Source organism: Streptococcus sp. M143, assembly GCF_000162495.1.
Lineage (GTDB): Bacteria > Bacillota > Bacilli > Lactobacillales > Streptococcaceae > Streptococcus > Streptococcus dentisani.
In genome coordinates, this window is record NZ_GG730097.1 from 458,092 (window position 1) to 483,498 (window position 25,407).

General features: G+C 40.7%; 23 protein-coding genes. 1 reads left to right on the forward strand and 22 read right to left on the reverse strand.

Annotated elements, in window-relative coordinates; genetic code table 11:
• Positions 1-135: 135 nt before the first annotated feature.
• The 14 genes from HMPREF0850_RS08860 to eno form a co-directional block, all read right to left on the reverse strand.
• Positions 136-1,128 (reverse strand): alpha-ketoacid dehydrogenase subunit beta, encoded by a 993-nt coding sequence (locus HMPREF0850_RS08860; protein ID WP_000448714.1) that lies wholly within the window; start codon positions 1,126-1,128, stop codon positions 136-138.
• 16 nt (positions 1,129-1,144) lie between these two features.
• Complete coding sequence (locus tag HMPREF0850_RS08865; RefSeq protein ID WP_000105353.1) at positions 1,145-2,113, reverse strand: thiamine pyrophosphate-dependent dehydrogenase E1 component subunit alpha; 969 nt, start codon at positions 2,111-2,113, stop codon at positions 1,145-1,147.
• A 153-nt stretch (positions 2,114-2,266) separates the two neighbouring features.
• Entirely contained in the window at positions 2,267-3,622 is a 1,356-nt protein-coding gene (locus tag HMPREF0850_RS08870) for an MATE family efflux transporter (RefSeq protein WP_000286291.1), read from the reverse strand.
• A gap of 41 nt (positions 3,623-3,663) precedes the next feature.
• On the reverse strand, positions 3,664-4,932 hold the full coding sequence (locus tag HMPREF0850_RS08875; RefSeq protein ID WP_000924520.1) for a dihydroorotase: 1,269 nt from the start codon (positions 4,930-4,932) through the stop codon (positions 3,664-3,666).
• Between the two features lie 12 nt (positions 4,933-4,944).
• Entirely contained in the window at positions 4,945-5,409 is a 465-nt protein-coding gene (locus HMPREF0850_RS08880) for an NUDIX hydrolase (RefSeq protein WP_001135758.1), read from the reverse strand.
• Between the two features lie 9 nt (positions 5,410-5,418).
• Positions 5,419-6,072: a uracil-DNA glycosylase gene (locus HMPREF0850_RS08885; protein WP_001164857.1), complete on the reverse strand. Its 654-nt coding sequence runs from the start codon at positions 6,070-6,072 to the stop codon at positions 5,419-5,421.
• A gap of 61 nt (positions 6,073-6,133) precedes the next feature.
• A complete protein-coding gene (locus HMPREF0850_RS08890) occupies positions 6,134-6,826 on the reverse strand; it encodes a YjjG family noncanonical pyrimidine nucleotidase (protein WP_000120623.1) in 693 nt (230 codons plus the stop codon).
• 30 nt (positions 6,827-6,856) lie between these two features.
• A complete protein-coding gene (locus tag HMPREF0850_RS08895) occupies positions 6,857-7,471 on the reverse strand; it encodes a hypothetical protein (RefSeq protein WP_001166737.1) in 615 nt (204 codons plus the stop codon).
• Between the two features lie 89 nt (positions 7,472-7,560).
• The gene (locus HMPREF0850_RS13150; RefSeq protein WP_025168391.1) at positions 7,561-8,064 is read right to left on the reverse strand and encodes a hypothetical protein; all 504 of its coding nucleotides are present in this window, start codon (positions 8,062-8,064) and stop codon (positions 7,561-7,563) included.
• A 286-nt stretch (positions 8,065-8,350) separates the two neighbouring features.
• Positions 8,351-8,890 (reverse strand): ClbS/DfsB family four-helix bundle protein, encoded by a 540-nt coding sequence (locus HMPREF0850_RS08905; protein WP_001137923.1) that lies wholly within the window; start codon positions 8,888-8,890, stop codon positions 8,351-8,353.
• Between the two features lie 132 nt (positions 8,891-9,022).
• Complete coding sequence (locus HMPREF0850_RS08910; protein WP_001178532.1) at positions 9,023-9,937, reverse strand: hypothetical protein; 915 nt, start codon at positions 9,935-9,937, stop codon at positions 9,023-9,025.
• A 184-nt stretch (positions 9,938-10,121) separates the two neighbouring features.
• Positions 10,122-10,958, reverse strand: a complete 837-nt coding sequence (locus HMPREF0850_RS08915) for an AraC family transcriptional regulator (protein WP_000972216.1) — start codon at positions 10,956-10,958, stop codon at positions 10,122-10,124.
• A 203-nt stretch (positions 10,959-11,161) separates the two neighbouring features.
• Positions 11,162-11,656 carry a YkgJ family cysteine cluster protein gene (locus HMPREF0850_RS08920; protein WP_000031476.1) on the reverse strand — a complete coding sequence of 165 codons (495 nt, stop codon included), beginning with the start codon at positions 11,654-11,656 and terminating at the stop codon, positions 11,162-11,164.
• A 176-nt stretch (positions 11,657-11,832) separates the two neighbouring features.
• Positions 11,833-13,137 (reverse strand): surface-displayed alpha-enolase, encoded by a 1,305-nt coding sequence (gene eno / locus HMPREF0850_RS08925; RefSeq protein ID WP_000022821.1) that lies wholly within the window; start codon positions 13,135-13,137, stop codon positions 11,833-11,835.
• Between the two features lie 162 nt (positions 13,138-13,299).
• Between eno and HMPREF0850_RS08930 the strand changes: the two genes are divergently transcribed.
• Positions 13,300-13,746 (forward strand): DUF1694 domain-containing protein, encoded by a 447-nt coding sequence (locus HMPREF0850_RS08930; RefSeq protein WP_000133026.1) that lies wholly within the window; start codon positions 13,300-13,302, stop codon positions 13,744-13,746.
• Here HMPREF0850_RS08930 and HMPREF0850_RS08935 read toward each other — a convergent pair.
• The 8 genes from HMPREF0850_RS08935 to pulA form a co-directional block, all read right to left on the reverse strand.
• On the reverse strand, positions 13,743-14,858 hold the full coding sequence (locus HMPREF0850_RS08935) for a glycerate kinase (protein WP_000706403.1): 1,116 nt from the start codon (positions 14,856-14,858) through the stop codon (positions 13,743-13,745). The genes HMPREF0850_RS08930 and HMPREF0850_RS08935 overlap by 4 nt on opposite strands.
• 9 nt (positions 14,859-14,867) lie before the next feature.
• On the reverse strand, positions 14,868-15,512 hold the full coding sequence (serB, locus tag HMPREF0850_RS08940; protein WP_000616891.1) for a phosphoserine phosphatase SerB: 645 nt from the start codon (positions 15,510-15,512) through the stop codon (positions 14,868-14,870).
• A 61-nt stretch (positions 15,513-15,573) separates the two neighbouring features.
• The gene (gene glgA / locus HMPREF0850_RS08945) at positions 15,574-17,007 is read right to left on the reverse strand and encodes a glycogen synthase GlgA (RefSeq protein WP_000697318.1); all 1,434 of its coding nucleotides are present in this window, start codon (positions 17,005-17,007) and stop codon (positions 15,574-15,576) included.
• Entirely contained in the window at positions 17,004-18,143 is a 1,140-nt protein-coding gene (gene glgD / locus HMPREF0850_RS08950; protein ID WP_000687024.1) for a glucose-1-phosphate adenylyltransferase subunit GlgD, read from the reverse strand. Before glgD ends, glgA begins: the two co-directional genes overlap by 4 nt.
• The gene (locus HMPREF0850_RS08955; RefSeq protein ID WP_000787256.1) at positions 18,133-19,275 is read right to left on the reverse strand and encodes a glucose-1-phosphate adenylyltransferase; all 1,143 of its coding nucleotides are present in this window, start codon (positions 19,273-19,275) and stop codon (positions 18,133-18,135) included. The genes glgD and HMPREF0850_RS08955 overlap by 11 nt, the downstream gene beginning before the upstream one ends.
• A complete protein-coding gene (gene glgB / locus HMPREF0850_RS08960) occupies positions 19,265-21,193 on the reverse strand; it encodes a 1,4-alpha-glucan branching protein GlgB (protein ID WP_001064525.1) in 1,929 nt (642 codons plus the stop codon). Before glgB ends, HMPREF0850_RS08955 begins: the two co-directional genes overlap by 11 nt.
• A gap of 275 nt (positions 21,194-21,468) precedes the next feature.
• Complete coding sequence (locus HMPREF0850_RS08965) at positions 21,469-22,893, reverse strand: NADP-dependent glyceraldehyde-3-phosphate dehydrogenase (protein WP_000186350.1); 1,425 nt, start codon at positions 22,891-22,893, stop codon at positions 21,469-21,471.
• 196 nt (positions 22,894-23,089) lie between these two features.
• The gene (pulA, locus tag HMPREF0850_RS08970; RefSeq protein ID WP_000283095.1) at positions 23,090-25,375 is read right to left on the reverse strand and encodes a type I pullulanase; all 2,286 of its coding nucleotides are present in this window, start codon (positions 25,373-25,375) and stop codon (positions 23,090-23,092) included.
• Positions 25,376-25,407: the final 32 nt, after the last annotated feature.

Genomic DNA, 25,407 nt, shown 5'->3' on the forward strand with positions numbered 1-25,407 from the left:
CAAGGAGATTTATCTTTTTTCCGAGCTTTTAGCCCGTGCTCTAATCTAAGATATTAAGAACGAAAAGAGTTCTGCACCTAAAAGATACAAAGTTTCTCGTCTTTTTTATTTTGTTTACATAATTTATATTATGTATTATTCTTTGTTATATGTCTTACGGATGGCATCTTTGATGCTTTCAACGGTTGGAATCATTGCATTTTCCAAGTTCTGTGCATATGGCATTGGCACATCTTCACCAGCGCAGCGGCGGATTGGTGCATCTAGATAGTCAAATGCTTCTGATTCTGAAATAATTGCTGAAATCTCGCCGATATAGCCACTTGTTTTGTGGGCATCGTTGACCAGAACGACCTTTCCAGTCTTCTTAACTGAGTTAATGATGATATCCTTATCAAGCGGTACAAGGGTACGTGGGTCCACAATTTCAACCGAAATTCCTTCTTCTGCCAATTCTTCAGCTGCTTGAACCACACGGCGAAGCATTTTACCGTAAGTAACAACTGTTACATCTGTACCTTCACGTTTGATTTCCCCAACTCCAAGTGGGATTGTGTAGTCTGGATCAACTGGCACTTCCCCTTTTTGGTTAAATTCTGACTTGTACTCAAGAATGATAACAGGGTTATTATCACGGATAGAAGACTTGAGCAGTCCTTTCATATCCGCAGGTGTACCCGGAGCTACAACCTTAAGACCAGGAATGTGAGTAAACCAAGACTCTAGAGATTGCGAGTGCTGGGCGGCAGAACCAACTCCATTACCAGCAGCACAACGGACAGTCATTGGAACCTGACCTTTACCACCAAACATATAACGTGTTTTAGCAGCTTGGTTGACGATATTGTCCATGGCGATAACCGAGAAGTCCATGAAGGTCATATCAACTATTGGGCGAAGTCCCGTCATAGCTGCTCCTGCTGCTGCACCTGAGATAGCAGCTTCAGAAATCGGACAGTCACGGACACGTTCTGGACCAAATTCTTCGAGCATTCCAACAGAAGTTCCGAAGTCTCCTCCGAAGACACCGACGTCTTCTCCCATCAAGAATACATTTTCATCGCGACGCATTTCCTCAGACATAGCAAGGATAATGGTGTCACGGAAGGACATTGTTTTTGTTTCCATTTTTATCTCTTTCTCCTTAGTCTGCGTAAATATCTTCAAATGCAGATTCAAGCGGTGGGAATGGGCTTTCTTCTGCAAATTTAACAGAAGTTTCTACTGCTTCCTTGACTTGTGCTTGAATTTCTTCCAATTCTTCGGCACTTGCAATAGTATTTTCAATGAGGTAATTGCGGAGGTTTTCAATTGGGTCTTTTTGTTTCCACAATTCCACTTCTTCACGGGTACGATATTTACCAGGGTCAGATGATGAGTGACCAAGCCAGCGATAAGTTACACTTTCGATCAAGACTGGTCCATTTCCTCCGCGAACATGGTCTACTGCTTTCTTAAATCCTTCATAAACGTCGATGACGTTGTTGCCATCTTCGATAAACATTCCAGGAATACCATAAGCTGCGCTACGATGATGGATATGTTCTACATTGGTCATTTTCTTGATATCCGCAGAGATACCATAACCGTTATTAATACAGTAGAAAATGACTGGCAGGTTCCAAATAGAAGCCATGTTAACTGCTTCATGGAAGACACCTTCGTTGGTCGCGCCATCTCCAAAGAAGCAGACAACGATTTTACCAGTATGTTGCATTTGCTGACTGAGAGCTGCACCAACAGCGATTCCCATACCACCACCTACGATACCATTGGCACCAAGGTTACCAGCATCAAGGTCAGCAATGTGCATGGAACCACCTTTTCCTTTACAGGTTCCAGTGTATTTCCCAAGGATTTCAGCCATCATTCCGTTGAGGTCAATCCCTTTGGCAATAGCCTGTCCATGACCACGGTGGTTGGAGGTAATCAGATCATCTGGATTGAGGGCCAGCATAGCTCCGACGTTAGCAGCTTCCTCTCCAACAGAAAAGTGAGTCATACCAGGGACTTTTCCCTTTTTCACTAACTGAGCAATTTTTAAGTCCATGCGACGGATTTCTTCCATCTTACGGAACATCTCTAGCAAAAGATTCTTATCTAAAGTTGACATAATCTTGCCTTTCTAACTTTGTACTTACCTTACTATTTTACCTTTTTTAGTATACACTGTCAAAGTATATGACCGATAAAATTTCACAAGGTAAAAAAATAAATCCCCGTTTTAACAGGGATTTTCTTTAGTTAGATTATTTTTTCACAAAGTTCATTTGACATTGGAAACTTCAAATCTTTTCATAATTTTTTGCAAACGCCATTGATAGAGGATAGCACTAACGACCAAACTCGCTATTAGACCAATCCAGTAAGAATAGGCTCCCAAAGTTGTCACATGATCTAGGAATAAGCCTAATGGAATGGAAACAGCCCAGTAAGCAATTACTCCTAGATAGAAGGGAACAACCGTATCCTTATAGCCTCTCAGTATTCCTTGTAAAGGAGCTGCAACGGTGTCAGCTAACTGGAAAAATAGACTATAAGTTAGGAAGGTAGATGTTAGTTCAATGAAGTCAGGATTATTTCCATATAAACTGGCTACGACATCTCTCAAAATATAGAGAAAGCTCAATGTAAAGCCTGCAAATATCAGTGCTATACAACGTCCAAGTTTGATATAGGTCTTAGCATCATAAAAGCGCTTAGCCCCTACCTCATAAGAAACAACGATGGCCATGGCAGAAGAAATACTCATGGGAAAAGCATACATGAGAGTTGAGAAGTTCATGGCTGACTGGTGGCTGGCAATAATCATAGACGAAAACTTAGCCATAATCAAACCAACGACTGAAAAAATGACGACCTCAGCAAAAACAGTACCACCGATTGGTAAACCCAAGCGAATCCCTTCTTTGATCTTTACTAGGTCAAGCGGAAGCGGTTTTTCCAAATGAAACTCTTTTAACTTGTCTTGCTTTAAAAGGATGATGGCAGAGATTCCAAGGAGGCACCAGTAAGCTAGGGAAGTACCTAAGCCTGCACCTGCTCCACCTAACTCTGGAAACCCAAAGGCACCGTAGATCAATAAATAGTTAAATCCACAATTTAAAGGTAGTAATAAGAGCATGAGGTACATAGATAGTTTGGTCAGACCGAGTGAATCAAGTAGCGATCGGATAACACTGAAAAGCAACAAGGGAATAATTCCGATAGACAAGTACCAAAGATAGGAAACTGCAACTGCCGCCACTTGGGATTCTAGCCCGATATGGTTTAAGACTGGGGGTGCTAAGAATACTACCATTCCAAGCAAGACCAAAGACAGTCCGAAAGCTAGGTAGATGAATTGGTAAAAGTCAGATGCTACTTCTTCCTTTTTGCCTCGTCCTAGATGATGGCCTATGATGGGCACAATGGCTGAAACAATCCCTGTTAAAAAGGTGAAAAAAGGATTCCATAGACTCGTTGCAGTCGATACACCAGCCAAGTCCATGGTATTGTACTGCCCCGTCATGGTTGTATCAACAAAAGAGGCAGAATAATTGGCAAACTGATAAATCAGGATGGGGAAAAATATCTTAAGAAATAAGACAAACTTATCTTTAAATTGATGGGTTCGATACATATACGCTCTCTATTCTTATAGTTTATAGAGCAGAGTCCCATCTAGTTTTGGTAGACGATTTGTCCCTTACAGATAGTATATTTGACCTGCCCTTTTAAGGTTTCGCCGATAAATGGTGAATTTGATGATTTTGAAGCAAAGTCTGGACCAACAGTACGATCAGCCTTGTCATCAAAGATGGTGATATCCGCTGGACTATTTTCAGCTAAGTAGCCTGCTTCAAAGTTATAAAGCTTGGCTGGGTTATAGGTCATTTTTTCTAGCAATTCCATTAAGCTTAGCTCACCAGCTTGGACCAAATAAGTCAAGCCGAGAGAAAGAGAGGTTTCTAAACCAGTCATACCAGATGGTGCTTTAGTGATATCCTCTACATTTTTCTCATCTGCATGGTGAGGTGCGTGGTCTGTCGCAATCACAGTGATGACGCCTGACTTGAGACCTTCAATCACAGCACGACGATCTGACTCCAAACGAAGCGGAGGATTCATTTTGGCATTACTACCTTGCGTCAAGAGGAGGGCCTCTGTCTTAGAGAAATGCTGTGGAGCTACTTCTGCGGTGACATGAGCTCCTAAGCCTTGGGCAAACTCCACTACCTTGACACTTTCCTCCTTAGATAAATGCTGGATGTGAACATGTGCCTTAGTTGCGTAGGCAATCATGACATCACGCGCAATCATGGCGTATTCTGCCACCCCTGTCGCACCACAGATCTTGAAGTGGTCTTTAGCGATGTTTTCGTTAAAGCCAAGAATCCCATTCAAGCCTGGATCTTCCTCGTGTAGACAAACAAAGGTGCCAAGTTTCTTAGCAGTCTCCAAGGCTTCTTTGAGAACCTTGCTACTTTCAAGTGGAATACCGTCATCAGAAAAACCAACCGCACCAGCTTCTAAGAGCGCCTTAAAGTCTGTCAAGTCTTGGCCATTAAAGTTCTTGGTAATAGTTGCAACCGTTCTGACGTTAATCTTTTCCTTGGTAGCAGACTGGAGAACTTCTTGCAAAGTCTCCACATCCGAAATGGTTGGACTAGTATTAGCCATCATGACAACCGTTGTAAAACCACCTGCAGCAGCCGCTAGGGCACCAGTATGGATGTCTTCCTTATGGGTCTGACCAGGTTCACGGAAATGGACATGAATATCGACCAAGCCAGGTGCAACTACAAGACCAGTAGCATCAATCAGTTCTGCTTCTTCTTTCTTGATTTCCGGAGCAATTTTGACAATTTTCCCATCTTGGACTAAAACATCACACACTTGATCCAAACCAGACTTAGGATCCATTACACGACCATTTTTGATTAGTAGCATCTGCTTTCTCCTTTATTCATAGAAATCAACTTGGGTATCCAACAATTTATCCCCATCATAAACAAACTTGGCTGAGAAGAAGGGTTTGTCCTCTAAGAGCCACTCAACAAAGGTGTGGTCACCTTCCCAAGTCGGCTTGCTCAAGACCTCATCATAGGGAACCCATTCTAATGTTCCCTCGTTGCAGTCAATCAAGTCCCCCTCAAACTCCGTTACCTTAAAAACATAGGTGTACCAGTCTAAATCTGGCGTGAACTCTGGAAAAGTGATAACACCTTTTAGAACTGGCTTGGTTTTGAGCCCGGTTTCTTCGAGCATTTCACGCGCTGCACATTCCTGTGGAGTCTCCCCTCGCTCTAGCTTCCCCCCCACGCCAATCCATTTACCAGCATGGACATCATTGGGTTTCTTATTGCGATGGAGCATAAGCAGTTCTTTTCCGTTATCAATGTAGCAAATCGTCGCTAACTGAGGCATATTTTCTCCTTATCTAAGCCAATCGATTGGCTCTTGTTCGGTCTCTGTTAAGAATGCATTGGCCTTGGAAAAAGGCTTGGAACCCCAAAATCCTCTATAAACCGATAAAGGACTAGGATGGGCTGATTCGATAATCAAGTGATGAGGATTGGTAACCAAGGCCTTCTTCTTGCGTGCATAAGCGCCCCAGAGTACAAAGACTACAGGTCTGTCTAGATTATTGACAACCCGAATCACAGCATCTGTAAAAGGCTCCCATATCTGCCCAGCATGACCATTGGCCTGGCCGGCAGGAACCGTCAAGCAAGCATTGAGAAGTAAGACTCCTTGCTCAGCCCAAGCCGTCAAATCATGGGATTTCTTAACGCCAAGATCATCTGCTAATTCTTTCAGAATATTTTGCAAGGATGGCGGAGCTGGAATGGTATCCGGTACAGAAAAACTCAAGCCCTGCGCCTGACCTGGCCCATGATAGGGATCCTGCCCTAGAATCACCACCTTAACCTCTTCAAGCGGTGTAGTCAAGAGAGCCTGAAAAACCTTTTCCTTGGGTGGATAAACAGTTCCCTGTGCATATGCCTGCTCTATAAATTGATTGATTTTCCTGAAATAACCCTCAGGTAATTGCTCCTTAATCAAAGCATGCCAAGATGAGTGTTGCATAGCCAACTCCTTCGTTTTTCCTGCCTCTATTATAGCAAAAAGTGGCTTTCTAAACCACTTTTTACAGTTTATCTAAACAATCCAGCAAGTTTTGGTAAGAATGGACTTCATAGGTCGGCTGGGCTTGTGTCTTGTTTTCCAGATAATGAGGGTTGTACCAGATAGTATCAATCTCAGCATTATTGCCACCTTGAATATCAGCTGTTAGGGAATCTCCAATCATCAGGGTCTTTTCTTTATCAAATCCAGCAATCTGCTGACCAATTTTTTCATAGAATAGTGCATCAGGCTTTTGCGTTTGCAATTGCTCGGAGATAAAGACTTGATTGAAATAGGGAGCCAGACCTGATTGAGCCAAACGCCCTGTCTGAATAGCAGTTATCCCATTTGTCGCAGCGTACAGCTCATAATCACGCTCAATGAGACCGTCCAAAAGTTCATGAGCCCCCGAAAGAGTTTGCCCCTGCTGGGCTAGAAAAAACTGGTAACGCTGGGCAAGTAAAACACCGTCCTTCTCCAGCCCAAAATGAGCAAATAAACGAGAAAAGCGCGTGTTAACCAGTTCTTGTTTACTGATTTTCTTTTGCTCCAAGTCCCTCCAGAGAGCATTGTTCATGGGAACGTAATAGTCTTTGTAGGCTTGGATATCCGCAACCCCTTCTTCATTTAGAAGTTGCGTCAGAGCCACATCCTCAGCAGCATCAAAATCAAGCAAGGTGTGGTCGAGGTCGAAGAGTAAAAATTTGTAGGACATTAAATTTCCTTTCTGAGTGAGAAAAAGTCGCTAATATTTATTTGGGAAATATTCTTTTCCCAACTGCCATAAATACTGATCAATCTCTTTAAGATTAAATTCTTCTAATCCGTAGTATTCTCTAAAAACAATAATTATATTTTTAAATTTTTGATAATCTTTTAGATCTGCATTCTTAAAGTTGGAAAATTTATCTGTTTTTCTAAAATATTTCAATACTTTTTCTACATAGCTATCATAAATAGGGTATTCTTTAGGATTATGATGGGAACAGTATTTAGTAGAAAAAGAATAGAACTTTCTAGTTACTCCATTGATAGTAACATTCTGAATTTCATTGACTAAAGTTACATCACCTTGTCTCAACCTCTCGTCAATTTTAAGACTCAGAATATGCTCTGCAACTGGATAAACTGAAAAAATATTTGTGCTATAAAAATCATTTAATGTAGCAACCTTTAATAAAATATCAGAAATTTCTTCGTTACTTGGTAATAGCTCAAAAAACAATTTATCTAAAGCATCTTCTTGCAACTTATAATTTTTAAGATTTTTCCACGATTTTAAGTATTTTTCAACTTCAATGGCTGAAGGTTTTAAAATAACAATATCTGATTTCTGTTTTCTATTGTAGTTTATTTGCATATCTATCTCACTTCAAGTAGTTATTCAAAAAATTTGATAGATTAATTATAGCATATTACAAAACGAATGGGTAACCTCTTTATTCTCCCCTACCCCAATTCCTTGGCTATTCTGCTCTTTTCAAGTTTTCCCTTAGTAATTCGTTTCCATAAAACAAGTGGGTTCAAACTATAAGATAGGCGTAGGAGGAAATAATTTACCCATTCGATAAGGGCAAAAAGCTGTATCAGTGTGGCTAAGATAGCCACTTGGACACTCTGTGTGTTCCAGACTATAAAAGGAAAGCCTGAAATAAGTAAAATAAGATCTAGTATTCTGAAACCACCATATAGTTTGTGGACACTACTGCTTCCGAACTGGGGATTCGACAGTCTTCTAATCAAAATTGCCCAATAGATTGAACCTTGAAGCAAAATAAATGTCAGTAAAGACAAAGGATAGAGAATGGTTACTAGACTATTCTCATCACCAAGCCGATTTTTCAAAAAGAAAAAACAAAACCAAAAGGATAGGACGGCTGTGAACTCTCCCAAACAGAGGGACACCAACTCTTTTCTAACTTTCTCTTTTTGTATGTGCATCATCTCACCCATCTATCTATCAACCTATATCAGAAAAAAGCCATTCGAGGCATTTTCTAGTCAAGATTTCTCAGAATCAAGACATTCTAAGCATCGAACAGCTCTATTACTTTAATATCATTGTAATTCTAAACTTAGAATTACATTAAAATAAATGTTTTAGGTCTATTCTAAGTCTATGATAACCTTAAATTTTAATTTTTGAAGGATTCTAAAGTTAGAATAGCTCTAAAATAACAAGAACCAAGCTATTCGAAGCTTAGAAGAACCTTTTGTAAACTCCATACGACCTTAACTACTAGGACTTACAATTTTTCTGATGAGCTTTGAGTTTTTTAATAGCCCAATCATAGTGACTGGAAGTGGCACTCACAAAGTAGGAACCTAGACTTGTTCCTCCCGTCCACTTATAGACACCTTTTGTGAACAATTCGTCATTGCTGAAGCCTTCCATCAACTCTAAAACCTCTTTATGCGATTGATTGAGGAGTTTGGTCGCTTCTTCTAAGGACGTACTCTGGTGCTTCTTCCAAAAAGCGACATTCATTTCCCCATAAGTTTTCCAATTATAAGGTTCAGGGAGAAAAGGTCTTTCATGACCCTTTTGATTGGAATGTACCCAGGTCAAAAGTAACTGATGCCATTCATAGAGATGGATCAGGACATCCCGTAGATTTTTATCTCTTTTCCAGTGAGCTTCTTTTTTCTTTTGGTCTTTTGAAAAATCAAAAGGAGTCTGTAGTTCCTCTTCACTTAATTTAGATATAAAGTGATTGAGCTTTTCATAGTTTTCCTTAGAGGCTAACACTAGCTCCTCTTTTGTTCTTGGTCTAGGCATAGGAGTTCTCCCTTCATTTCTAAGTAGAATAAGCTATTTTCTTACTTCATTATACCATAACCATAATCAAAAAGCAGTTCTTCATGTTACGAAAAACTGCTTTTACTAACTATTTTTTTATGCTTATAGTCACTACTTTACATATAAATCTCTAAAGCGACAATCCACTTCTGCTATCTGATAGAGCAAGTGGGATAGTTCTTGATAATTTTCTTTTAAACACGAAAGGTGGGCTTGACCAAATAAAGAAGCTAATTCTTCTTTTAATCTTGCCCCTTCGGGATCATGGTCTTTTAAGAATTTACTGAGATAGAGATTTCGAACAGCAGCAAGTTTAAAGCTGAAATACTGATGCAATTGTTTTTGCTCCGTATTTAAGCCGTTTTCAGCAACTGCTTTTGCATAACATTCCAAAACACCGTTTTGGCCATTCAGATATCGGTTCTTCATAATCCTTGCTGTTTCCTGATAGATTTCAGTTTGACTAGGACTCTTGACTTTCTTAAAATTTCCCCACATGGAGTAAGCTCCACGCTTATAGTCAATAGCCTCTGCCTTCCAGGCTTCTAAGATGTCTTTAAAAGCAACCTTCATACAGGCAAAACCAGCTGGATCGTGCAAATGAAGGTACTGATCATCAATGTCATACACGGTTACGAAGTGATCCACACCATAAAGGATTGTGTGATTGGGATTGTAGGTCAGATGCCCCATATCAAGAGGTCCCAGTACGACAGGTCCATTGGACAGAAGTGTTTCCAACTTTCCTTTAACCTCTTCCAAATCTACTTCCGCTCCATCTTTTAAATAGAAATCCTCATAGTCAAACCCAAGTATTTTTAAGGAATGAGAGATGGAAAGGTCTGGCATTCCATTATCAAAGAATACTAAAGGGTGATCCTCATCTTCCTTCACGATACTAGCGCTATTTCCCATCACCATAATTGCCTCTAAAAACTCTGCTTTAAAGTCATAACCATAGGCATCCAGTGCCATTACCAATGAATAACTATAGCAAAGTGACACATCTCCAAAATACATCTGCATATTCATGCCTCCTTATCTTCTATGGGATTATTATACCGAGAAAACTATTCTCATGCCCCATAAAATCCAAACAAAAAATATGGGTATTTGTGATTTACGGACATGAATGTCAACAATTAAAAACTCTGTAGAGATTCTTTCTACAGAGTTCGATTTGCATCTTTATAAAAAATCAGAAAATTATCTAGCCCTTGATCACTGGTATCCAGAGTTCCATTTGATAGTCTGGCGAGGACATGTCTCCCTCGGTGTAAACTTCAAAGTCTGGTGCTCCTGAGTGGCGATAACCTGTTTCTGGGAAGAAGACTTCCAAAACATATTTCCAAGCATGGTGGATGCTGGCAGGTATAGCCCCCTTGACTGGTACGATGGCATATTCAGCTGCTGGGATTTCCTTGATAGAAAGGCCTAGGGCTTCTGCTTTCGCTTTATCCGTCACATCATAAGCCGCCATGTAGTTAATGATTTCACCCTCTTTGACATCAGAGCAGAGGCCAAAGGATTGGCCACTGCCCAGACTTTCTAGGCTTTCAAAGCTGTGATTTGCATAGAGCTGCTCCCAAGCAGATGGGCACTGGCTATTGTCAATAGCTTCCAATAGGACACCTGCCACGATAAATGCAGGCTTCTTTTGAATCTTGATATCCATGTTCTTTCCTCCTGTAATCTTTAAGGATAATTGAAGTCTAGGAAAGACCCGATAAGGTTTTCCATTTCGAACTTCTGAGGGAGTTGCACCATGGAATTTCTTAAAGGCCGCACTAAAAGCATCCGCAGAGTCGTAGTCATATTTCAGTGCTATGTCAATGACTTTCTCAGAGCTTTCCCGCAAGTCCGTCACAGCTTCTGACAGCCTGCGATTGCACAAGTATTCTGCTAAAGTCATATCTGCTAGGATGGAAAAGAGCCTGCTAAAGAGAGCATAAGAATAGCCTGATAGCTGCTGGAATTTCTGCAAATCCACTTCTTCAGAAAGTTGCTGCTCCAAATAATCCATGGTTTGATTGAATTGATGCATCATATTCTTTTCTTCTCTCCTCCACAAGATACAAAGGGCGATAAAACTAAAGTGAAAATAGGAAAATTGACGGAGGGGCTCCTGCTCCGAGAAAATTTCATCTTTTTCACACAGCTTTTAGGCCGTGTTCAATTCTAACTATAGTCTAACAAATACAAGATACTTCCACCCTAGAATCTTTGTACAAGATTTAAAGGTTCAAATCCTTATAACTTATCTTTTAATTTCTCAACAAAGAGATAAGCTGCAGGGCAGGTCAAGGTATTCTTAATCGTCAAATGGTTGATTTGATGGATCTTCTTACGATCTGTATGAGGAAATTCTCGGCAGGCCTTGGGACGAACATCATAGATGGAGCAGAGATTGTCTCCTCCTAGAAAGGGGCAAGGCATGGATTTGAAAACCTTATCCCCATCTTCATCCACCTGCAGAAATTCCGCTTCAAAAGCTGGTAATTTCATTTTAAAGTACTTAGCAATACGGGTAATATCTGCTTCTTTGAAGTCGGGCCCCAAAGTCTTGCAGCAGTTAGCACAAGCGGTGCAATCAATCTCAGCAAAGACTTCTTGGTGGATCTGCTGGGCAATCTTATCTAAGTTTTTAGGAGGTTTTTTCTTTAGATTAGCTAACACTTTGCGGTGCTCCTTCTGCTTTTGCAAAGCTAGCTGGTGGTAATACTCAATATCAATCTCTTTAGACATAATTTCTTCCTAATACAAGTGTTTTTGTCTATTATACCATAAACACTGTCCCCTTTTTGCCCCCTGAACAGAAAAAAAGCCCTTCGGATAAAATCCGAGGGGCTTATAACGTTGTTAAATCAACGGCCGAACTTTTGAATTTCAAGGTTCGGGATAAAATAGTTCACTGAACTATTTTATTTTTTAAGGTTGTAGAATGATTTCAATCCACGGTATTCAGCTACTTCACCAAGTTGGTCTTCAATACGAAGCAATTGGTTGTATTTAGCGATACGGTCTGTACGTGAAAGTGAACCAGTCTTGATTTGTCCTGCGTTAGTTGCAACTGCGATGTCAGCGATTGTTGAATCTTCAGTTTCACCTGAACGGTGTGATACAACGGCAGTGTAACCAGCTTCTTTCGCCATTTCGATAGCGTCGAATGTTTCAGTAAGAGTACCGATTTGGTTAACTTTGATAAGGATTGAGTTAGCAGCACCTTCTGCAATACCTTTTTCAAGGTAAGAAGTGTTTGTTACGAAGAAGTCGTCACCAACCAATTGAACTTTACCACCAAGACGTTCAGTAAGAGCTTTCCAACCGTCCCAGTCGTTTTCGTCCATACCATCTTCGATAGTGATGATTGGGTATTTGTTTACCAATTCTTCAAGGTAGTCGATTTGTTCTGCAGCAGTACGTACAGCAGCTCCTTCACCTTCGAATTTAGTGTAGTCGTAAACTTTACGTTCTTTATCGTAGAATTCTGATGAAGCACAGTCAAATCCGATAAATACGTCTTTACCAGGAACATATCCAGCAGCTTCGATTGCAGCAAGGATAGTTTCAACACCGTCTTCAGTTCCTTCGAAACGAGGAGCGAATCCACCTTCGTCACCTACGGCTGTTTCCAAACCACGTGATTTAAGGATTTTCTTAAGAGCGTGGAAGATTTCAGCACCCCAACGAAGAGCTTCTTTGAATGATGGTGCACCAGCAGGTACGATCATGAATTCTTGGAAAGCGATTGGAGCGTCAGAGTGAGAACCACCGTTGATGATGTTCATCATTGGAGTTGGAAGAACTTTAGTGTTGAATCCACCAAGGTAGCTGTAAAGTGGGATTTCAAGGTAGTCAGCAGCAGCACGAGCTACAGCGATAGACACACCAAGAATTGCGTTTGCACCCAATTTACCTTTGTTAGGAGTACCGTCAAGTGCGATCATAGCACGGTCGATAGCTTGTTGGTCACGTACATCGTAGCCGATGATAGCTTCAGCGATGATGTTGTTTACGTTGTCAACAGCTTTTTGTGTACCAAGACCACCGTAACGAGATTTGTCACCGTCGCGAAGTTCAACTGCTTCGTGTTCACCAGTAGAAGCTCCTGATGGAACCATACCACGTCCGAAAGCACCTGATTCAGTATAAACTTCTACTTCAAGTGTTGGGTTACCGCGTGAGTCTAGGACTTCGCGAGCGTAAACATCAGTAATAATTGACATTTTTTACTCTCCTTTGAGTTAAATTTTTTACACCTCTATGATACCTTAAAAATAAGCGTTTTTCAAGAAAAAACGTTATCTTTGTGCAAATTTTCCTTAAGTTTATAAAGTAATCGCTTTCTTTCATCTGTTTTCTCCTTTATTTTATGATATACTATTTTTATGACTGATGTATCAAAACAAATCCTAGAAAAAGCTCATGGTGGGCCGAAATTAAACCCAGATGAACAACGCCGCTACCTCGGTACTTTCGAGGAAAGAGTTCTTGGCTACGCGGATATCAATACTGCCAATAGTCCTGAATTAGAACATGGATTTTTCTCTATTTTAGAGGGCTTTCAAGAAAAGGTAGAGGAACTTTTTGTGAAAATCTCACCAAATATTGAGTTTGACAAACAGGTCTTTTACTTAAAACAAGCAAAGGAAAGCAACTGCCAGGCGACTATTGTTTCAGACGATCATATCACCTCTCCTTTTGGTCTAGTTATTCACACGAATGAACCTGTTCAAGTAGATGAAAAGGACCTTAGACTTGCATTCTCGAATCTCTGGGAGGAGAAAAAGACAGAAACTCCGAAAAAATCCATCTGGAAAAAATGGTTGGGTTAATCCTTCCTCAACTTTAATAAACGACCAATATTAGCAGCTGTGTGCTCCAAATAGAGGCTTGCATTTTTCAGACTATCTTCTAGTGGTTCACTTTTCTCTAAAATAGAAAAGGCTGCCTGTATATTTTCGAATGGTAGGGGAGGCAAATCGTCAGCAAGACTACCGCAAATAGCGATAATAGGAACTCCGTTAGGGGTTCTTTTTGCTACACCGATAGGAGCTTTTCCAGCAAAGCTTTGACAGTCCAGTCTGCCCTCTCCGACAATAACCAAGTCAGCACCTGCAACTTTCTTATCAAAGTCAATCAAATCCAAGCAAGTATCAATCCCAGATACGATACAGGCCTCAGCAAAAGCACATAGCCCAGCAGCAATCCCACCACCAGCTCCTGCTCCCTTCAGAGATAGGGTTGAAGGTGAGAATTTTTCATAGAACCCCTGTATAGCCAGATCTACTGTCTCAAACAATGCAGGTTCCAAGCCCTTTTGTTTTCCAAATGTATAGGTCGCTCCTTGGTGGCCACATAGAGGACTCACGACATCTGCTAAAATGCGAATCTTCACATCTTCAGGAATCCTATACAACTCGCTGTCTGAAATTGACTCGAACTCAAGCAAAGTCTGACCGCAAGCTGGCAATTCTTTTCCATTCTTATCATAAAAGCGATAACCCAGACCAGCAGCAATGCCAATTCCACCATCATTGCTTGCGGTACCGCCAACACCGATATAGATTTCTTTCATTCCAAGTTCTATGAGGTGACGAATCAACTCTCCGATACCACGTGTTTGGATGTGGAGGGGATTTCGTTTCTCCTGCGGAATCTTCCCTAAACCAACCAAGTCAGCAACTTCAAAGAGTGCCCTTTGATCTTTCTGAAAGTAGCGCATTGCTTCTTTTAGACCAAAAGGTCCCGTCACCTCTTGCCATTTTTCTTCGAGTTCAAGAGAATGGCGAATAGCGTCTACAGTTCCTTCCCCACCATCACCAACAGGACAGAGCAGACATTCTACATCTGCTATCGATTTTTGGAATCCTCTTTTTATAGCTTGAGCGACCTCTTCTGCCGTCAAACTTTCTTTAAAAGAATCAGGTGCAATTACAATCTTCATAGTTCCCTCTCATTCTAAGAAATCAATCAAAGGCAAAACTTCTAAAAGATCCCTTGTATCTACATGACAAGCTATCTCAACTTTTACGAATTCTTTGGCACAAAAGGCTATACCGTGGCCTGCTGACTTTAACATCAAGAGATCATTGGCACCATCACCGATGGCAATCGTTCTTTCTTTGGGCAGTTCTAATTCCTTTCTCCAATTCTCAAGAGTAGCTTGTTTTACTTGGGCTGTAACAATTTCACCAACTAGTCGACCTGTTAAAAAGTTGTCTTTGACTTCCAACTGGTTGGCAGAGAAATAGGAGATGCCAAGGGATTCTGCTAATCTCTCAACTATTGGTGTAAATCCACCAGACACTAGACCGACTAGAATGCCCTTCTTTTGAAGTACGGAGATAAATTCTTGGGCATTTTTGGACAGATGAATGGATTTGAAGACAGTATCAAAGACCGAAATCGGAAGACCTTTTAACAAAGCCACTCTCGCTCGTAAACTCCTTTCAAAGTTCAGTTCACCTCGCATTGCCTGTCTTGTAATCTGCGATACTTCTTCTTCGCAACCTGCTTCTTTTCCTAAAAGATCAATCACTTCTTCTGCTATCAGGGTGCCATCAACATCCATGACACACAGGCCTTTTACTTGGATCATCACTTCTCCTTTTCTCTAAACAGCCCAAAAATCGTATGAAAGAATCATACGATTTTATCTATTAGTTGACTAAACTATGGTACAAGTCAAGATAAGACTTACAAGCTGTGTCCCATGAGAAATCGCATTCCATAGCTTGCTTTTGTAGATTTCTCCAAACATCTGGCTGGTTCTTATAAACATCCAAGGCTGTTTGGAAACTCCAGTTAAGCCAGTATGGTGTTAAATTGTCAAAGCTAAATCCAGTACCAGTTCCTTCGATTGGATTGAAGGATTGAACTGTATCTCTTAGTCCGCCAACCTCATGAACCAATGGTAGAGTTCCGTAGCGCATTGCCATCATTTGAGATAAGCCACATGGTTCAAAACGACTTGGCATGAGGAAGAGATCACAAGCTGCGTAGATTTCTTGAGCAAGTTTGACGTCGAAAGTGATATTTGCTGATAGCTTGTCAGGATAGACTTGCGCAAACCATGAGAAGGAATGTTCAAAAGCAGGATCTCCTGTCCCTAAAAGGACTATTTGAACGTCCTCTTGTAAGAAACGATGCAAGCTTTCTACAACAACATCAAAACCTTTTTGGCGTGTCAAGCGAGAGACAACCCCAACTAGTGGAACATCTGCTCGTACTGGTAGACCAACTCTCTCTTGCAATTTTGCTTTGTTTTGTGCTTTTCCTGACAAGTCATCCTTATCAAAATGATAGTCTAAAAGAGCATCTGTCTCTGGATTATAGAGATCAGTATCGATTCCATTAACAATACCCGAAACCTTACCTGACTCCATACGAAGAATCTGATCCAAACCGCAACCAAACTGACTAGTCATAATCTCGTGTGCATAGCTAGGAGATACGGTTGAGACACGATCCGCGTAGAGAATACCTGCTTTCATCCAGTTAAGACAGTCATTCCAACGAAGGGTGCCATCAGCATAGCGTTCAAATCCTACACCGAACAAATCCCACAACATTCCTTCAGAAAACTGACCTTGGAATTCCAAATTATGAATAGTTAAAACGGTTCTGATTCCTTGATATGCCTGAATCCATCTGTATTTTTCCTTCAAGAGAAAAGGAATCATAGCGGTGTGATAATCATGGGCATGGAGAATATCTGGAATGAAATCAATTCGCTCCATGGCTTCAAGAGCAGCCAGTTGGAAGAAGGCAAAACGTTCACCATCATCGAAATCTCCGTAAACATGACCTCGGAAGAAATACGTTTGATTGTCTACGAAGTAGAAGGTAACACCATTCAAGACGGTCTTCTTAATACCACAGTACTGTCTACGCCATCCTACACTCACTTCAAAGTGAAGAACATCCTCAATCTGGTCGCCGAATTTAGCCTCTACCATGTCATAGTAAGGTAAGACAACCGCAACTTCGTGCCCTGCCTTTACCAGTGATTTTGGAAGAGCGCCAATGACATCTCCCAAACCACCTGTTTTTGAAAAGGGCGCACCCTCTGCTGCTACGAATAAAATTTTCATGAATGAATATCCTCTGTAACTTTTTCGCCTTTTTTGACTACAACTGGGTGTTCTGCAGTACCGCGAATAACGACACCGTCAGCAACTTCAACCCCTTTGTCCAAGATGGCATATTCAACTTGGGCACCTTGACCAATCACAACACGTGGGAAGAGAAGACTGTCTTTAACTAGACTATCCTTATGAACGTGAATATTACGTGATAGGACCGACTGAACTACTTCACCCTCTATGATACTACCAGAGGCGAACTGCGAAGTACTTACCTTAGAGGTGTTTGAGTAGTAAGTTGGTTCTTCATTCTTAACCTTGGTATAAATTTTTTGGTTAGGTGAGAAGAGAGAGTAGAATTTTTGAGACTCTAGCATATCAATATTGGCTTGATAATAGGATTGAACAGAGTGAACATTGGCTAGGTAGCCAGTGTATTCATAAGCAAAAGCACCTTCTTTAGCTGCCAACTCACGTAAAACATAGCGTAATTTTTCTGGGTATTCTTTTTGAACTTCTTCTTCCAAACGCTTAATCAACCACGGAGTATCAACAACGAATATATCTGTAGACATGTTGAAAAGTTCATCTGTTGATTTGGCATCAAAAAGTTTATGAGAAAGAACACGGTCTGTTTCATCGACTTCCAAGATGGCATTAACATCTGAAATATCCTTTTTAGGTAATTTCTTATAAACAACTGTAATCGGACGACCGGCAGTAGTATGTAAATGGAATACTTGATTGAGGTCAATATTCACCACGACATCGCAGTTAAGTGCAACCGTCTGATTTGACCCTGAACGTTTCAAATAAGTGAGAAGCTGTTGGTAATATTCTTTCCCAACCGTGCTACTTTCAACACGCGTACTATAAATACCTAGATAGTAGTGACTGAGAAGGGTAGATAAGCCCCACTCACGTCCTGAACGAATGTGGTCAAAGACTGAACTGATATTATCTTGTTGGAAAATCCCAAAGACACTACGGACACCAGCATTTGCAAGGCTAGAAAGAGGGAAGTCGATCAAACGATATTTTGCTCCAAATGGCAAACTGGCTACTGGACGATGATCCGTCAAAGTTGACATATCGTGAAAACCAACGGTGTTCCCTAAAATGGCTGAATATTTATCAATCTTCATCTGTTGCTACCCCCACTACTTCATCATATCCTACTACTTGTACTTCGTCTGTTCCATCAATTTCGACACCTTCAGAAATAACAGCACCTTCACCAATAATGGCACGTTTAATTTTTGCACCTTTTCCGATAATGGCACCACTCATGATTACAGAGTCTACTACTTCAGCACCCTCACGTACTTGCGCTTCTGTTGAGAGAATGGAATGCTTAACAGTTCCATCCACGAGACAGCCATCCACAATTAAAGAATCTTCTACATGAGCGTGTTTTCCAATAAAGTTTGGTGGTGAAATCAAGTTCCGTGAGTAGATTTTCCAATGACGATCACGACTATCCAAAGCGTTGTTTGGATCAATGTATTCCATATTTGCTTCCCATAGAGACTCGATAGTACCAACGTCTTTCCAGTAGCCTTTGAATTCATAAGCATAGACGCTTTCTCCAGACTCGAGGTAATTTGGAATAACGTTTTTACCAAAGTCTGACATATCTACTTTGTTCTTTTCAGCAGCAACTAGCATATTACGGAGACGTTTCCAGTCAAAGATATAAATCCCCATAGAAGCCTTAGTAGACTTAGGTTGTGCAGGTTTTTCTTCAAATTCAACGATACGATTGTTGGCATCTGTATTCATGATACCAAAGCGACTAGCTTCTTTGAGAGGTACATCTAGAACAGCTACTGTCAAACTGGCGTTGTTGTCCTTATGTGATTGGAGCATGTCATCATAGTCCATCTTGTAAATATGGTCACCAGAAAGGATCAAAACATATTCTGGGTTAATACTGTCGATGTAGTCAATGTTTTGGTAGATAGCGTGGCTAGTTCCTTCAAACCAACGATTTCCCTCGCTTGCAGAGTAGGGTTGAAGGATAGAAACACCTGTGTTAATCCCATCCAGACCCCAGCTCGAACCATTTCCAATATGGTTGTTCAAGGCAAGAGGTTGATACTGCGTAATAACACCAACGTTATGAATCCCAGAGTTAGCACAGTTTGAAAGCGCAAAGTCAATGATGCGGTAGCGCCCACCGAATTGCACTGCTGGTTTAGCAATGCTTTGAGTGAGTTTTCCGAGACGTGTTCCTTGCCCACCAGCAAGAATCAAAGCTAGCATTTCATTCTTCATTTTCTACTCCTTTTTGGGTTTTATTTGTGACAATTTTAGTTGGTTTCAAGCGACGTTTAATCTTCCAAATACTTGCTCCCATAGCTGGCAAGGTAAAGGTCAAGGTCTGCTCATAATCCTTCCATAATCCTTCTTGAGTTTGAACCGTTTGGTTGTATTCTTTCCAGACACCACCCCATTGTTCCAATTCTGTATTCCAAACTTCTTCATAAACTCCCGCGACAGGAAGTCCGATTGTAAAGTCTTTTCGTTCAACAGGCGCCATATTAAAGACACAGACTAGCATTTCACCCTTTTTACTCTTACGAATAAAGGAAAGGACACTCTGATCTCTATTATCCGCATCAATAATTTCGATGCCGTCGTAGCTGGTGTCAATTTCCCAAAGGCAACGATGCTCTTTATAGAATTGATTGAGTTGAGAAGTGAAGTATTTCATTTTAGCATTCATTGGATCTTCCAAGTTAGACCATTCTAACTGTTCCTCAGACTTCCACTCTAAGAACTGACCATATTCGCTTCCCATGAACAAGAGTTTCTTACCTGGATGACAAATTTGATAAGTGTAGAGATTTCGCAAACCTGCAAATTGATTGTATCGATCTCCCCACATCTTGTGCATCATGCTTTTCTTACCATGCACGACTTCATCGTGTGAGAAAGGTAAGAGGTAGTTTTCATTGAAAACGTACATGAAGCTGAAGGTTACCAAATTAAAATCATACTTACGATAAATCGGGTCTTCCTCGTAGAAACGGAGAATGTCGTTCATCCACCCCATATTCCACTTGTAGTCAAATCCTAGACCGCCCATTTCTTTCATACCAGTAATCTTTGTTGCTGATGAACTTTCTTCTGCAATCATCATCACATCTGGATGAGCTAACTTGATAACAGTGTTCAAACGTTGAAGGAAATAGTAGCCTTCGTAGTTGAGATTGCCACCGTCTTTGTTTGGAGTCCAAGGAGCATTATCATAGTCTAGGTAGAGCATATTGCTGACTGCATCCACTCGAATACCATCTAAATGATAAAATTCAATCCAGAATTTAATGCTAGAAATCAAGAAGGACTGGACTTCATTCTTCCCAAGGTCAAAGTTAAGAGCTCCCCAACCGTAGTTATGGGCCTTGTTGTGGTCTTGGTATTCAAAAGTTGGTGTTCCATCGTAATAAGCAAGAGCGTCATCATTGATGGTAAAATGACCTGGAACCCAATCCACAATTACACCGATATTGTTTAAATGACATTCCTCAACAAAATCTTGGAATTCCTCTGGTCGCCCGTAAGAATGCTCCATAGCAAAGTAACCCATAAGCTGGTAGCCCCAACTCAATCCAAGCGGGTGAGCCATTAAAGGCATAAACTCGATGTGAGTGTAATTCATCTCAACAAGGTATGGAATGAGTTCTTCCTTGAGTTGTGCAAAGCTGTATGGACTACCATCTGGATTTCTCTTCCAAGATCCAGCGTGGGCTTCATAAATATTGACTGGTCTCTCAAAAAAGCCCCAGCGTTTTCTCCTAGCTAGCCAAAGACCATCTTTCCATTTTTTCTCTGGAATATCAGTCAGGATGGCTCCAGTCTCTGGGCGGGCTTCAAAACGAACCGCCAATGGATCAATTTTCATAATCTGGTGCCCATTTGCACGCGTGATATGATACTTATAAATCTGCCCTTCATGAGCCAGACTTGTGAAGACTTCCCAAACACCCGATTCATTCCGTACCATAGGAATTTGGTGCTCTGTCCAGTTTGTAAAATCACCAACTAAGTGCACAGCCTGAGCGTTAGGTGCCCAAACACGGAAAGTAAAACCAATTTCTCCGTCTTTTTCCTCTTTATGTGCTCCTAGATAGTGCTGGAGATGAAAATTTTCTCCAGTAGTGAAGGTTCTCAATGCTTCTTGATTATTCATCCAATCCCCTTTCTTTTTGTAAGCGTTTTCTATAATTCTATTATACTATCTTTTAAAAGAACTTTCAAGCAGTTTACGGAATTTCTTAAAAAATATCTTGAAAATTTTAGAAAATATATCTTAACATTATATAATTTTTCATTTAATTGTTGAAAAAATAAACGATTTGCATATATTTTCTTAGTATAATATCAAAACATTCGTTATTTTTCAATTTTTAACTGGATTTTTTAGTAAAAATAAAAATCAGGAATGTTATTTCCTGATTTTAGAAATTATTTCACATCAAAAACAATGGATTTGACATTTGTCATTGCTTCAATGCTGTATTTAATCCCTTGCACTCCTGCACCAGAACCCTTTACACCAAGGAATGGGAAATTATCTGGTCCACGTTGTGTTTTGTTATTAATATGAACAGTACCGACTTCAAGCTTTTCAGCGATTTCAAATGCCTTCTTAAAGTCATTTGTAAAGACAGAGGATTGAAGACCGAACTCAGATTCGTTGGCAATTGCTACCGCTTCATTTGCATCAGCGACACGGATAATTGGGAGAACAGGTCCAAACGGTTCTTCCCATGCTAATTTCATATCTCTTGTGACATAATCAAAAAGTCCTGGCCAAATGAGATTGCCCTCACGTTTGATTGGACTGAGCGCTTTGGCACCCTTTTCTTGAGCGTCCTGAATCAATCCCCAGATGAAATCAGCTGAAGCATTGTCAACAACAGGTGTGATATCTGCATTGTCAAATGGGTCACCGACTGTTAGCTTAGCAACTTCAGCTTGGAGCAATTCAGCCAATCTGTCTGCTACGCTTTCCACAACCAAGACACGCTTGATGGCAGTACAACGTTGTCCTGAATAGCTAAAGGCTCCACCGACGATTTGTTTAGCTGCGTGTTCCAAGTCTGCATCTTCGAGAACGATAGCTGCATCTTTCCCACCAAGTTCAAGCATGATAGGACGCATTCCAGCTAAACGACCGATTCGCTCACCGATCGGTGTTGAACCTGTAAAGTTAATGAAGTTCACTTCCTTGTGTTCAATGATGTAGTCACCGATTTCAGAACCACGTCCAGTTATCGTATTAAATACTCCTGCTGGGATACCTGCCTCATCAAAAGCCTTGGCTAATAACAGACCTGAGATAGATCCTTGTGTTGGCGGTTTAAACATGACGACATTCCCTGCAATCAAAGCTGGAGCAATCTTAGATCCAGAAAGGTTAACTGGATAGTTAAATGGCGCGATAGCTAAAACGACACCAACTGGCTCACGACGGACAACGGCTAGTTTGTTTTTACTTGCAGCTTCAAAACCGCCACCTTCCATTGCTTGTCCAGTGATACGGAGACCTTCTTCTGCAGCAAAACGAATCAAATCTGCTGTACGTACTACTTCTCCAATGGCTGCTTTTATCCCTTTAGCAACCTCTTTGGCAAGAATTGTACCAATTTTTTCTTTATCACGTTCCAAAATGTCTGCTGTCTTATGCAAATAGGCTGCACGCTCAACTGGTGCTAAATCACGCCATGCTGGGAGAGCTGCACGCGCAGCTTTCATAGCCTCATCTACTTCAGCTTGACTCATAGCTGGTACTGTTCCCAGCTTTTCCTGATTAATGGGTGAATAGATTGTAATTTCCTTTTCAGATGATTTCCAATTTCCATTTACTAAATTCTGATAATTTGTCAAATTCTCTTCCTCCTGAAAATGATTAAGACTTATTTTATCAAATTTTCAGAAAATTACAACCCTTTTTGTGAAAAAATTGAGATTATTTTCACAATCTTGATCCTTCAAATTATTTGAAACTTAATTCTACTCTTCATTAAAAACCTCATAAATGACAAAAAGGATTAGATAATCTAACCCTTTTTACTACATTAATTTATGAGAGCACTTTTAAAACTGCGACACTAATATCATCAATAACATTTTCTTGTTTTGAACGACTGTTGGTAAGGAACATTTCAAGCTTACCTGCATTTTCAAAGTAGAAGGAGGTTCCCTTAGCATTAAATACCACTAATAGATGTTCTGATCCACCGTGAATCTCGTAAACAATCCAGCCACTATTTTCAGCAGCCGTGTGGACAAAGACATGACGGTAAATTTCTTCATATGTTGGATAAGAGAAGGCACAGATTTGCGTTTTTAGGCGGATAATCTGACGAATAAACTCGATACTGTCTTGGCGTTCATTGATCAGATCCCAGTTGACTTGGTTAACACTGTCCGGAGCATTATAGCTATTCATAGCACGTTCTCGGTCTGCAGGAGTTAGTTCTCCATGTTCACCAGTTGGAATCAACTTAGTTCGTCCAAACTCTTGACCAAGTTCCATAAAGGACATACCTTGCATGAGAAGATTCATAGCTGTCGCTGTCTCAACCTTGCGCATAATCTGGTCGGAACTCTTATCAGGATGAAGGGTTGCTAGCAAGTCATGAAGATTGTAATTGTCATGAGCTTCAACATAGTTGAGAACCTGGTTTGGACTGAGATAAGATCCCAACTCTCGGCTACCAAGAATAGCCTTGGCGACGATTGGTTCTGTAGCAGCACCACTCACAAATCCTGATTTGATTGCTCCATAAACTTCTCCTCCTTTGATCGCATCACGCTGATTATCGTTGAAGAAACCTATATTTGGCATCTGGTGGGCGTTATCCTTCTTAGCCTTGTCATAAGGAGCAAGACCTGTTCCCATATCCCAGCCTTCTCCATAAGTGAGAATACGCGGATCAACCTCATCCAGTGCCCAACGAATTGCCTGCATAGTTTTGACATCATGAATGCCCATCAAGTCGAAACGGAAACCGTCAATATTGTATTCTTTCACCCAATAGAGAATGGAATCAATCATATACTTGCGGAACATCTCATGTTCACTTGCAGTTTCATTTCCTACCCCCGTACCGTTTTGAAAAGTTCCATCACGATTCATACGATAGAAATAATCGGGAACAGTTGTCTGGAATGGAGCGTCCACTGTTGAGAAGGTATGGTTATAAACCACATCCATAATGACACCGATTCCCGCATCATGATAAGCCTGAATCATGGTCTTGAGGTCTCGAATAACTTGTCCGGGATCATCTGGATTACTAGAGAAACTTGTTTCTGGAGCATTGTAGTTTTGAGGGTCATAGCCCCAGTTATAGGTTACATTTCCGTTCTCGTCATATTCCTTATGGCGATCAAAGATAGGTTGAAGTTGAACATAGTTACAACCAAGTTCTTTGATATAGTCAAAGGCGGTTGCTTGACCGTATTGGTTAACCGTTCCAGTCTGAGCAGCACCCAAGAAGGTTCCACGGAGTTCTTCAGGAACACCAGATGTAGACGATTTGGTAAAATCACGAATATGCATTTCACAGATAACTGCTTTACATGGATTTTCCAAACGCCAAGGAGCTTTCGTACCATGTTTGACTTCGAATCCTTCTACTTGTCTGTCTTGATGAGAAAGAATTACGGAACGTTTGCCGTCAGGACTTGTGGCAATCGTGTACGGATCTCTCGTCAAAGTCTGGTGGTGAGGAAATTCAATCTGATACTGATAAGCTTTACCTGCAAGATTTTCATCCAGGTCTACACTCCAAACACCAATGGTATTGTACTTATGACTGTATGAATAGCTATTCCCACGCTCTAGATTAAATGTTTTCCAAATCGGTGCATCGTTACTAGTGTTTTCATAGACAACCACCTGAACAGCTGTAGCTGTTGGAGCCCAAAGTTTAAAGCTTGTCTGATAATCTGAAAGGCTGTAACCTAGTTCTCCTTGGTATCCCCAGTGATGATCAAAGCTTGCGCTATGGATGGCTTTATCAAAGGCAAATGGATTCTGATCCTTATAATATGGACTAGCAATAGCTGGATTTTCTGAATAATACACAGTCTCATCTCCCTCTAAAATCCATGCTTCTGTCAGCAAGGGATAGTAGTTAAAACGTACAAGATATTCTTTTAATACACCATCTATCTCGGCTTTGAAGGTGAAACTATCTACCTTCTCCTGACTGGTCACGGTAAAAGAAAACTGAAGACCAAAATAAGTGGTCTCTGAAGTTAAAGAGCATTTGTTTTCATCTCGGTCTGTGCTAAATGAGCAAGCTGTATAATCTCCATTTTTTCTATGAAAATGGAGAAGAACGGGATAATTGTACATGTTTTTTCCTAATTTCTAATTTCTATTTTAAT

What these genes read in the sequence shown, in the direction of transcription:
- eno (WP_000022821.1), bottom strand. Translation starts at nt 13,137, where the DNA reads ATGTCAATTATTACTGATGTTTACGCTCGCGAAGTCCTAGACTCACGC.
- HMPREF0850_RS08935 (WP_000706403.1), bottom strand. Translation starts at nt 14,858, where the DNA reads ATGAAGATTGTAATTGCACCTGATTCTTTTAAAGAAAGTTTGACGGCA.
- HMPREF0850_RS08915 (WP_000972216.1), bottom strand. Translation starts at nt 10,958, where the DNA reads ATGATGCATCAATTCAATCAAACCATGGATTATTTGGAGCAGCAACTT.
- glgA (WP_000697318.1), bottom strand. Translation starts at nt 17,007, where the DNA reads ATGAAAATTTTATTCGTAGCAGCAGAGGGTGCGCCCTTTTCAAAAACA.
- HMPREF0850_RS08910 (WP_001178532.1), bottom strand. Translation starts at nt 9,937, where the DNA reads ATGCAGATGTATTTTGGAGATGTGTCACTTTGCTATAGTTATTCATTG.
- pulA (WP_000283095.1), bottom strand. Translation starts at nt 25,375, where the DNA reads ATGTACAATTATCCCGTTCTTCTCCATTTTCATAGAAAAAATGGAGAT.
- HMPREF0850_RS08865 (WP_000105353.1), bottom strand. Translation starts at nt 2,113, where the DNA reads ATGTCAACTTTAGATAAGAATCTTTTGCTAGAGATGTTCCGTAAGATG.
- glgD (WP_000687024.1), bottom strand. Translation starts at nt 18,143, where the DNA reads ATGAAGATTGATAAATATTCAGCCATTTTAGGGAACACCGTTGGTTTT.
- HMPREF0850_RS08885 (WP_001164857.1), bottom strand. Translation starts at nt 6,072, where the DNA reads ATGCAACACTCATCTTGGCATGCTTTGATTAAGGAGCAATTACCTGAG.
- serB (WP_000616891.1), bottom strand. Translation starts at nt 15,512, where the DNA reads ATGATCCAAGTAAAAGGCCTGTGTGTCATGGATGTTGATGGCACCCTG.
- HMPREF0850_RS08905 (WP_001137923.1), bottom strand. Translation starts at nt 8,890, where the DNA reads ATGCCTAGACCAAGAACAAAAGAGGAGCTAGTGTTAGCCTCTAAGGAA.
- HMPREF0850_RS08875 (WP_000924520.1), bottom strand. Translation starts at nt 4,932, where the DNA reads ATGCTACTAATCAAAAATGGTCGTGTAATGGATCCTAAGTCTGGTTTG.
- HMPREF0850_RS08890 (WP_000120623.1), bottom strand. Translation starts at nt 6,826, where the DNA reads ATGTCCTACAAATTTTTACTCTTCGACCTCGACCACACCTTGCTTGAT.
- HMPREF0850_RS08895 (WP_001166737.1), bottom strand. Translation starts at nt 7,471, where the DNA reads ATGCAAATAAACTACAATAGAAAACAGAAATCAGATATTGTTATTTTA.
- HMPREF0850_RS08880 (WP_001135758.1), bottom strand. Translation starts at nt 5,409, where the DNA reads ATGCCTCAGTTAGCGACGATTTGCTACATTGATAACGGAAAAGAACTG.
- HMPREF0850_RS08920 (WP_000031476.1), bottom strand. Translation starts at nt 11,656, where the DNA reads ATGTCTAAAGAGATTGATATTGAGTATTACCACCAGCTAGCTTTGCAA.
- HMPREF0850_RS13150 (WP_025168391.1), bottom strand. Translation starts at nt 8,064, where the DNA reads ATGGGTGAGATGATGCACATACAAAAAGAGAAAGTTAGAAAAGAGTTG.
- HMPREF0850_RS08870 (WP_000286291.1), bottom strand. Translation starts at nt 3,622, where the DNA reads ATGTATCGAACCCATCAATTTAAAGATAAGTTTGTCTTATTTCTTAAG.
- HMPREF0850_RS08930 (WP_000133026.1), top strand. Translation starts at nt 13,300, where the DNA reads ATGACTGATGTATCAAAACAAATCCTAGAAAAAGCTCATGGTGGGCCG.
- HMPREF0850_RS08955 (WP_000787256.1), bottom strand. Translation starts at nt 19,275, where the DNA reads ATGAAGAATGAAATGCTAGCTTTGATTCTTGCTGGTGGGCAAGGAACA.
- glgB (WP_001064525.1), bottom strand. Translation starts at nt 21,193, where the DNA reads ATGAATAATCAAGAAGCATTGAGAACCTTCACTACTGGAGAAAATTTT.
- HMPREF0850_RS08860 (WP_000448714.1), bottom strand. Translation starts at nt 1,128, where the DNA reads ATGGAAACAAAAACAATGTCCTTCCGTGACACCATTATCCTTGCTATG.